This window comes from Microbacterium sp. B35-04, from assembly GCF_010634885.1.
GTDB lineage: Bacteria > Actinomycetota > Actinomycetes > Actinomycetales > Microbacteriaceae > Microbacterium.
The window spans coordinates 35344-43988 of the sequence record NZ_MWLP01000017.1; the positions used below are offsets into that span (position 1 = coordinate 35344).

General features: G+C 71.0%; 8 protein-coding genes. 6 read left to right on the plus strand and 2 right to left on the minus strand.

Annotated elements, in window-relative coordinates:
* Position 1 precedes the first annotated feature (1 nt).
* Entirely contained in the window at positions 2 to 292 is a 291-nt protein-coding gene (locus B1729_RS05140; protein ID WP_163620597.1) for a hypothetical protein, read from the plus strand.
* Positions 293 to 310: 18 nt separating this feature from the next.
* Here the strand turns inward: B1729_RS05140 and B1729_RS05145 are convergent, their stop codons facing one another.
* On the minus strand, positions 311 to 1024 hold the full coding sequence (locus B1729_RS05145; RefSeq protein ID WP_163620596.1) for a ferritin-like fold-containing protein: 714 nt from the start codon (positions 1022 to 1024) through the stop codon (positions 311 to 313).
* A 211-nt stretch (positions 1025 to 1235) separates the two neighbouring features.
* Here B1729_RS05145 and B1729_RS05150 point away from each other — a divergent pair, with 211 nt between their 5' ends.
* Together B1729_RS05150 and B1729_RS05155 are read left to right on the plus strand one after the other, a co-directional pair.
* Positions 1236 to 2768 (plus strand): DEAD/DEAH box helicase, encoded by a 1533-nt coding sequence (locus B1729_RS05150; protein WP_163631068.1) that lies wholly within the window; start codon positions 1236 to 1238, stop codon positions 2766 to 2768.
* 106 nt (positions 2769 to 2874) lie between these two features.
* On the plus strand, positions 2875 to 3309 hold the full coding sequence (locus tag B1729_RS05155) for an SHOCT domain-containing protein (RefSeq protein WP_239526286.1): 435 nt from the start codon (positions 2875 to 2877) through the stop codon (positions 3307 to 3309).
* Positions 3310 to 3372: 63 nt separating this feature from the next.
* On the opposite strand, the gene B1729_RS05160 is transcribed toward B1729_RS05155, so the two are convergent.
* Positions 3373 to 4236 (minus strand): PHP domain-containing protein, encoded by an 864-nt coding sequence (locus B1729_RS05160; RefSeq protein ID WP_163620824.1) that lies wholly within the window; start codon positions 4234 to 4236, stop codon positions 3373 to 3375.
* An 83-nt stretch (positions 4237 to 4319) separates the two neighbouring features.
* On the opposite strand from B1729_RS05160, the gene B1729_RS05165 reads away from it, so the two are divergent.
* Genes B1729_RS05165 through B1729_RS05175 form a run of 3 tightly spaced genes read left to right on the plus strand, consistent with a single transcriptional unit; the run spans position 4320 to position 8642 of the window.
* Positions 4320 to 5342, plus strand: coding sequence for an endonuclease/exonuclease/phosphatase family protein (locus tag B1729_RS05165; protein WP_163620825.1), 1023 nt, complete (start codon positions 4320 to 4322; stop codon positions 5340 to 5342).
* Between the two features lie 40 nt (positions 5343 to 5382).
* Positions 5383 to 6816 (plus strand): aminopeptidase P family protein, encoded by a 1434-nt coding sequence (locus B1729_RS05170; protein WP_163620826.1) that lies wholly within the window; start codon positions 5383 to 5385, stop codon positions 6814 to 6816.
* A 5-nt stretch (positions 6817 to 6821) separates the two neighbouring features.
* Positions 6822 to 8642, plus strand: a complete 1821-nt coding sequence (locus tag B1729_RS05175) for a gamma-glutamyltransferase (protein ID WP_163631070.1) — start codon at positions 6822 to 6824, stop codon at positions 8640 to 8642.
* Positions 8643 to 8645: the final 3 nt, after the last annotated feature.

Below are 8645 nucleotides of genomic sequence, written 5' to 3' on the forward strand. Positions count from 1 at the left end.
CGTGCAGATCCTCATCGCCTTCATCCTCGGCGCGGTCATCGGCATCGGCATCCACTTCCAGCTGCACCAGCGCCTCACGCGCGGTGTCGTGCTCGCTCCCATGATCGGCGCCGTCTCGGCGGGCCTCGCGTGGGCTATCCTCACCTGGCTGGGCGTCGGCATCGACACCCCCTGGCCGTGGCTGGCGGCGCTGGTCGTGCCGATCGTCGTCACCTACCCGGCGGTTCTCCTGATCTCGCGCAGCCGCGTCGCGCACGACACCCGCGAGAAGACCCGCCTCGGAATCGGCTGATCACGCCGACGCTGCGATTCAGGCAGCGAGGCCCATCGCGTCCATGCGACGCGAGTGCGCGGCCATCAGCTCGGTGAAGACGGGCTCGACCTTCTGCTCCTCGGCGCGTCCCAGTGACACCGGTCGCAGCGCTGCGCGGGCGATCAGCAGCGTGTCTCCCACCAGCCGGCGCCCCCACAGCGCGAGCAGCGACTTCCACTCGGGGTCGCTCGCGATGGTCTCGGCGATCAGCTCGACGATGGCCTGCCGGTCGTCGTCGGCCTGAAGGATCCGGGCCACGCGGTCACCGGTGTCGCCGTAGCTCGCAGACAGGGCGAGGTAGAAGTCGTCGAGCATCCCCGCGGTGATGTGCACGGACAGCATGGTCTCCTGCGAGCGGACGCCGTGCGTGGCCGCACGGAAGCCGTCGAGCGGCTCCCGGAACGGCCGCATGATCTCGGTCGGGTCGTCACCGCGCTCGCGGATCAGCGCGACCAGCGCCTCGTGCTTGGTGAGCGCAGCACCCGCGGCACGCGACACCGCCTCCTTCTCGCCGAGCTCGGGAGTCGTCTGGATCAGCTCGGTCAGCGTCTCGAAGAATCCGAGCTGCAGATAGGCGGCCTGACCGAGGAACGTATCGATGTCGGGAGCGAGCTCTTCGAAGTCGACACGATCGCTGCCGCTCAGCTCGTCACGCGAGCGCAGCTGCAGCTTGCGGCCCGTTTCGCGCCGCTGCCAGAACCACTTCACCATGCACGAAAGCCTACGAGGCCCCGCCCTCTACGTGTTCGCGCCGGATCCCTCGGGTATCGTGGGTAGGGTCCCCGGCGTCGGATCGGGGCGCCCGCGCCTGTGGGAGAAAAGGGCGTGGACCGCACTTCCGCCCGCGCGGCGGCCTCGACGAGGCTGAACCGCGCCCGGGCAAGAACCCAGGCAGCATCTCACTGCCGGACAGGCACACATCGTGACGACCTTCGCCGAACTCGGCGTTGATCAGGACATCGTCGAGGCTCTCGCCGTAAAAGGCATCGTCGACGCGTTCCCCATCCAGGAGCAGACCATCCCCCTCGGCCTCCCCGGCCAGGACATCATCGGCCAGGCCAAGACCGGCACCGGCAAGACCTTCGGCTTCGGCATCCCCGTCGTCCAGCGTCTCGGACCGACCCCGGCGCCCGGCGTCAAGGCGCTCATCGTGGTGCCGACCCGCGAGCTGTGCGTCCAGGTGTACGAAGACATGGACATGCTCACGTCGGGGCGCCCGACGAGCGTCGTCGCCATCTACGGCGGCAAGGCCTACGAGGGCCAGATCGACCAGCTGAAGGCCGGCGCGCAGATCGTCGTCGGCACCCCGGGGCGCCTCATCGATCTCAACAACCAGCGGCTCCTCGACCTCTCCCACGCGACCGAGGTCGTGCTCGACGAGGCCGACAAGATGCTGGACCTCGGCTTCCTCCCCGACATCGAGAAGATCTTCTCCAAGGTGCCGGCCATCCGTCACACGCAGCTCTTCTCCGCCACGATGCCCGGCCCGATCGTCGCCCTCGCGCGCCGGTTCATGTCGAACCCCATCCACATCCGCGCGACGGATCCCGACGAGGGCCTCACGCAGGCGAACATCAAGCACCTCGTCTACCGCGCGCACTCGCTCGACAAGGACGAGGTGATCGCCCGCATCCTGCAGGCCGACGGTCGCGGCAAGTCCGTCATCTTCACCCGCACCAAGCGCGCGGCCCAGAAGCTCGTCGACGAGCTGAACGATCGCGGCTTCAACGCCGGCGCCGTGCACGGCGACATGAGCCAGGAGGCGCGCGAGCGCTCGATGGCGGGCTTCAAAGCGGGCAAGAAGGACGTGCTCATCGCCACCGACGTCGCGGCGCGCGGCATCGATGTCGACGACGTCACGCACGTCATCAACCACACCATCCCCGACGACGAGAAGGCATACCTGCACCGCGCCGGTCGCACCGGCCGTGCCGGCAAGACCGGCATCGCGGTCACGTTCGTGGACTGGGACGACCTGCACAAGTGGGCCCTCATCAACCGTGCGCTCGAGTTCGGGCAGCCGGAGCCCGTCGAGACGTACTCCTCGAGCCCGCACCTGTTCAGCGATCTCGACATCCCGGCCGGCACGAAGGGGCGCATCGTGACCGCCCCGAAGACCCAGGCCGTACGGGTCCAGCCCGAGAGGGCGACGGATGCCGCAGCCGAGGTCGAGACCAACGGACAGGCCCCCGCGCGCCGGCGTCGTCGGCGCCGCGGCGGTGACGCCGAGCGGGTCGGCTCGACATTCGAGCCGGTCGACGGCACCGATTCGGTCGCATCGGAGCACGGCGCGACGTCCACGGACGGCGACCGCTCCACCGAGGGCGGCGGCACCCACGACGGCGGCGGCAAGGAGCACCACGACGGAAAGCCCGCGCCCCGCCGGCGCCGGCGCCGTCGTGGCGGCAGCGGCGGCGGGTCCGCCCCCGCGGGCGGCGCCACCGTCGGCGCCTGATTCGTCTTCACCGGTCGCGGTGCCGTCATACGGCACCGCGACCGCGCTATGGTGAGCGCGAACGGCGCACGTGGCGCCGCAACCTCGCAGTCAAGAAAGGCGAATCGTGCACATCCTCGATGCCGTCACCACCGCATATGAATACCAGGGCTTCTGGGGCTCCTTCTGGGACATCATCTGGTGGTTCCTCTGGATCTTCTTCTTCATGGCGTACCTGTTCGCGCTGTTCGCCGTCATCGGCGACCTGTTCCGCGACCACACGCTGAACGGGTGGTTGAAGGCGGTCTGGATCATCTTCCTGATCTTCGTCCCGTTCCTGACGCTGCTGGTCTACCTCATCGCCCGCGGCAACGGCATGGCCCAGCGCAGCGCGAAGCAGGCCGCCGAGCTGCAGAGCGCGCAGGACGCCTACATCAAGTCCGTGGCGGGCTCCGGCGGCGCCAGCGCTGCCGACGAGATCGCCAAGGCCAAGGGTCTGCTGGACGCCGGCACGATCACGCAGGCGGAGTACGACGCGCTGAAGGCCCGGGCGCTGAGCTGATCAGTACTCAGAGCTGATCAGCATCAAGAGCTGATCGCGACCGCGAAACGCCCCTGTCCGCCCTCACGGGTAGACGGGGGCGTTTCCGGTCGCCTGCGCGATGATGCGCGCGACCATCTCGTCGCTGGTGGTGTTCTCGCCCGGCTGATTGGGCTTGCCCAGGCCGTGGTAGTCGCTCGAGCCGGTGACGATGAGGTCGCGTTCGCGGCACAGCTCCCGCAGGGTGGTCAGTGCGGGGTCCCGGTTCTCGCGGTGTCCCAGTTCGAAGCCGGCCAGGCCGGCGTCCAGCATCCGCTCCATCAGCCGCTTCGGCAGCAGCCCGGCTCGGCCCGCGGGGTGGGCGATGACGGGCACTCCCCCGGCGCCGGCGACGAGCCCCACGGCGGTCACCGGATCGGGGGCGTACAGCGCGACGTAGTAGTCGCCGCCGGGATTCAGTATTCCGTCGAAGGCCTCGGCGCGATCGCGCACGAGGCCCCGCGCCACGAGGGCGTCGGCGATGTGTGGGCGGCCGACGGTCGCGCCGTCGGTCGTCTGCTCGAGGATGTCGTCCCACACGACGTCGTAGTCGCGGGAGATCCGGTCCGCCATGAGCCGCGCGCGGTCCAGCCGCGACGAGCGGATGCGGGTGGTCTCGGCCCGCAGCGCCGGCTCGTCCGGATCGGGCAGGTAGGCCAGCACGTGGACGCTCCGCCATTCGTGGCGCGCAGACAGCTCCATGCCGGGGACGAACGTCATGCCGAGCGAGGTCGCCGCATCCGCCGCCTCGGCCCACCCGGACGTCGTGTCGTGGTCGGTCAGCGCCGCCGTCCGCACCCCGTGCCGGTGGGCGGACGCCATCACCTCGGCCGGGGGCTGCGTGCCGTCGGAGTTCGCCGAGTGCAGGTGCAGGTCGCTCGGTCCTTCGAAGCGCTGGGAGCCGGGCATCCTCCGAGGGTAGCGCGGCCCCGACTGGCGCCACGCCCGTGGCGCTGACCGATCTCACAGCCTGCTCGCATAGAGTCGCCGTCGTGCTTCGCCTGCTCGGGATCCTGGTGATCGCGCTGTGCGCGATCACCTCAGCGGTGCTCACATTCCCCGGGTTCTTCCGCGTCGAGCGCGTCTACCCGATCGCCCAGATCGTGTCGTTCCGCGGCGTCCTCGCGCTCGCCTTCGCCGCTGCCGCGCTGCTGGCGCTCCTCCTCGCGATCGCGCGGCCGCTGCGCGCGCTCGCCCTGTCGATCGCGCTGCTCGCCGGCATCGCGACGGTGGCGAACGTCGCGGTGCTGTCAGCACGCGGTGGGCTCGGCACCGACCCGCTGCCGGCCAAGACCGACGTGAGCATCCGCGTCATGACCTGGAACACGGCGGGCCCGGCGACGCCGCCCGAGACCATCGCCAAGATCGCCGTGGCGATGGATGCCGACATCGTCGCGCTCCCCGAGACCACGATCGAGACGGGCGAGAGCGTCGCCCTCGCGATGCGCGACCTCGGACACCGGATGTGGGCGCACCACGCCTCCGACCCGTCCACGGAATGGGATGCCGGGTCGACGACGCTGCTGATCTCGCCCGACATGGGCGACTACGCGGTCATCGAGTCCTCCCTCGACGGCACCAGCAACACCTCCACGGTGCCGAGTGCCGTCGCGATGCCCGTCTCGGGCGACGGCCCGATCGTGGTGGCCGTTCACGCCGTCGCTCCGCGTCCGAGCTACATGCAGCGCTGGCGCGACGACCTGCAGTGGCTGGCGGATCAGTGCGGCGACGGCAACGTGATCATGGCCGGCGACTTCAACGCGACCGTCGATCACATGGCCGGTCTCGGGCTCGACGGCGCCACCCTCGGCCACTGCACCGATGCCGCCGTCGAGACCGGCAACGGCGCGCTGGGCACCTGGTCGGCCCAGATGCCGGCCGTCCTCGGCACACCCATCGACCACGTGATGGCCACGCCTCAGTGGCACGCATCGGGGTCGCTGGTGCTGCGGTCGCTCGACGACTCGGGATCCGATCACCGCCCGCTGATCGTGCAGTACGAGCCGGCCGGCTGAGCCTGTCTCACGCCCACGGCCGCATGCGAGACTGGAGGGCATGAGCAGCGCAGCCAGCGAGCAGTCCACCGGCGCCACGAGCACCACCGAGACCGCGACCCCGCCCTCCACGAGCACCAACCGACGCCAGCCGTTCGGTCAGGGCTTCCTCGACACCATCTCCACCGGGTGGGCCGAGCGCCCCGACACGATGCCGCCTGCGCGCCCCCAGGCGCCTTTCGCCGCCGCGCGGCGCGACGCCGTCTCGGCCGCCTTCCCCGGCAAGCGCCTGGTGATCCCCGCGGGCGAACTCAAGCAGCGCAGCAACGACACCGACTACCCGTTCCGCGCGCATTCCGCGTTCTCCCACCTGACGGGCTGGGCGTCGGATTCGGAGCCCGGCGCCGTCCTGGTGTTCGAGCCCCGCACCGCCGGCGGACACGAGGTCACGCTGTACTTCCGGGAGCGCGCCGACCGCACGACGAGCGAGTTCTACTCGGATGCCTCGATCGGCGAGTTCTGGATCGGTCCGCGCCCCGCGCTGGCCGGCGTCGCCGCCGATCTCGGTGTCGCCACCGCGCAGATCGACGACTTCGAGGCCGGCGACGGCGACGTCGTGCTCGATGAGGACGACGAACTCACGCGGTTCGTCTCGGAGCTGCGGCTCGTGAAGGACGCCTACGAGATCGGCCAGATGGAGCTCGCCGTCCAGGTCACCGCGTCGGGGTTCGACGACATCGTCGCCCACCTCCCCGCCATCGTCGAGCACCCCCGCGGCGAGCGAATCGTCGAGGGCGTGTTCCATCAGCGGGCACGCAGCGACGGCAACGCGGTCGGCTACGACACGATCGCGGCATCCGGGCCACATGCGTGCTACCTGCACTGGACGCGCAACGACGGCGCCGTCGTGCCGGGCGATCTCATCCTGATCGACGCCGGCGTCGAGGTCGACAGCCTCTACACCGCCGACATCACGCGCACGCTGCCGGTGAGCGGCCGCTTCACCGAGGTGCAGCGCAAGGTCTACGAGACGGTGCGCGAAGCAGCCGACGCCGCCTTCGCGGCCGCGAAGCCGGGAGTGAAGTTCCGCTCGGTGCACGAGGCCGCGATGCAGGTGATCGCGGCGCGGGTCGCCGAATGGGGGCTGCTGCCGGTGTCGGCGAAAGAGGCTCTGGATGCCGACAGCGGCGGTCACCACCGCCGCTACATGGTGCACGGCACGAGCCACCACCTCGGCATCGACGTGCACGACTGTGCGCAGGCCCGTCGCGACATGTACTACGACGGCCTCCTGGAGCCGGGCATGGTCTTCACGATCGAGCCCGGCCTGTACTTCCAGATCGACGATCTCACCGTTCCGGAGGAGTACCGCGGCATCGGCGTGCGCATCGAGGACGACATCCTGATGACGGCGGACGGTCCCGTCAACCTGTCGGCCGCCATCCCGCGCACCGCCGACGAGGTCGAGGCCTGGATCGCCGGCGGAGCCCGCTGAGCGCTGTGACCTATACCGCTGCACCGTCGTTCACGACGCGCCCGACGCTGACGGGCACGTTCGGCATGTCGGCGTCGACCCACTGGCTCGCGACCGCCACCGCGCAGGCGGTGCTGGAACGCGGCGGCAACGCGTTCGACGCGTCGGTCGCGGCCGCCTTCGTGCTCCACGTCGTGGAACCGCATCTCAACGGCCCGGGCGGCGACCTGGTGGCGATCTTCCAGCAGACGGATGCCGCCGCCCCGACCGTGCTCATGGGCCAGGGGCCCGCGCCCGCCCGAGCGACGATCGAGCACTATCGCAGCGAGGGCCTCGACCTGGTGCCCGGCGCCGGCGGACTCGCCGCGGCGGTGTCGGGCGCGGTCGACGCCTGGCTCCTGCTGCTGCGCGACCACGGCACGTGGGAGCTCACCGACGTCTTGGCGTACGCGATCGGCTACGCCCGCGACGGGCACCCGCTGGTGGCGGGTGCCGCCGCGACGATCGCGCGCGTGGCCGAGTTGTTCCGCGACGACTGGCCGACCTCCGCTGCCCTGTGGATGCCGGAGAACGAGCCGCCTGCGGCGGGTCGGATCATGCGCAATCCGGCGTACGCCGCCGTTCTCGACGGGCTCGTGCACGCCTCGTGCACGGTGCGCGACGACGGCGCGGTCGGGCTCGCCGCGCGCATCGACGCGGCACGCCGGGAGTGGAAGACCGGAATCGTGGCGCACGAGGCGTCGGCCTTCCTGGCGCAGCCGCATCGCCACTCCGACGGCGGCGCGCACGCGGGGGTCATTACGCCGGACGACTTCGCCGCCTTCGAGGCGGGCTACGAGCCGGCGGTGACGCGGGAGTTCCGCGGCCGCACGATCGCCAAGGCCGGGGCGTGGACGCAGGGCCCGGCGCTGCTGCAGACCCTCGGCCTGCTCGAACCGCTCGCCGACGATCTCCTCGATCCCTCGCAGGAGGCCGGCGCGCACACCATCCTCGAGGCGCAGAAGCTGGCCTACGCCGACCGCGACGGCTGGTTCGGCGACGACGACGTCGACCTGGACGCGCTGCTGTCGGCCGACTATCTCGACGCCCGCCGCGCTCTCATCGCCGAGACCGCCTCTCGGGAGTTCCGGCCGGGCTCCCTGCCCGGACGCACGGCGTTCCGTCCGCCGCTGCGCACCGCATACGACGCGCCCCGGCTCGGCACGGGCGAGCCGACCGTGGCACCCGCAGAGCCGCGCGTGTCGTCGTCGGGCGAGACCCGGGGCGACACCTGCCATCTGGACGTGATCGACCGCTGGGGCAACATCGTCTCCGCGACGCCGTCGGGCGGCTGGCTGCAGTCCTCGCCGACGATTCCCGCCCTCGGCTTCTGCCTCGGCACGCGCCTGCAGATGACGTGGCTCGAACCGGGGCATCCGTCATCCCTCGCGCCCGGACGGCGTCCGCGCACCACCCTCACGCCGACGCTGGTGCTCCGCGACGGGCGTCCCGAGTTCGCGATCGGCTCCCCCGGCGGCGACCAGCAGGACCAATGGCAGCTGCTGGCGCTCCTGCGCATCATCGTGGGCGGCTACTCCCCCCAGCAGGCGATCGACGCGCCTGCACTGCACACCACGTCGCTCCCCGAGTCGTTCTGGCCGCGCACCTGGACGCCGGCCGGCGCAATCGTCGAGAACCGCCTCGGCGATGCACTGATCGCCGGCCTCGAGCGCCGCGGCCACGTCGTGACGCGGGCCGGCGACTGGGCGCTCGGCCGGGTTTCCGCCGTGGGACGGGATGCCGCCACCGGCGTCCTCTGGGGCGCGGCCAACCCGCGCGGCATGCAGGGGTACGCCGCAGGTCGCTGAGCA

Coding starts and splice junctions, on each gene's coding strand:
- B1729_RS05145 (WP_163620596.1), bottom strand. CDS start 1,024: ATGGTGAAGTGGTTCTGGCAGCGGCGCGAAACGGGCCGCAAGCTGCAG.
- B1729_RS05160 (WP_163620824.1), bottom strand. CDS start 4,236: ATGCCCGGCTCCCAGCGCTTCGAAGGACCGAGCGACCTGCACCTGCAC.
- B1729_RS05170 (WP_163620826.1), top strand. CDS start 5,383: ATGAGCAGCGCAGCCAGCGAGCAGTCCACCGGCGCCACGAGCACCACC.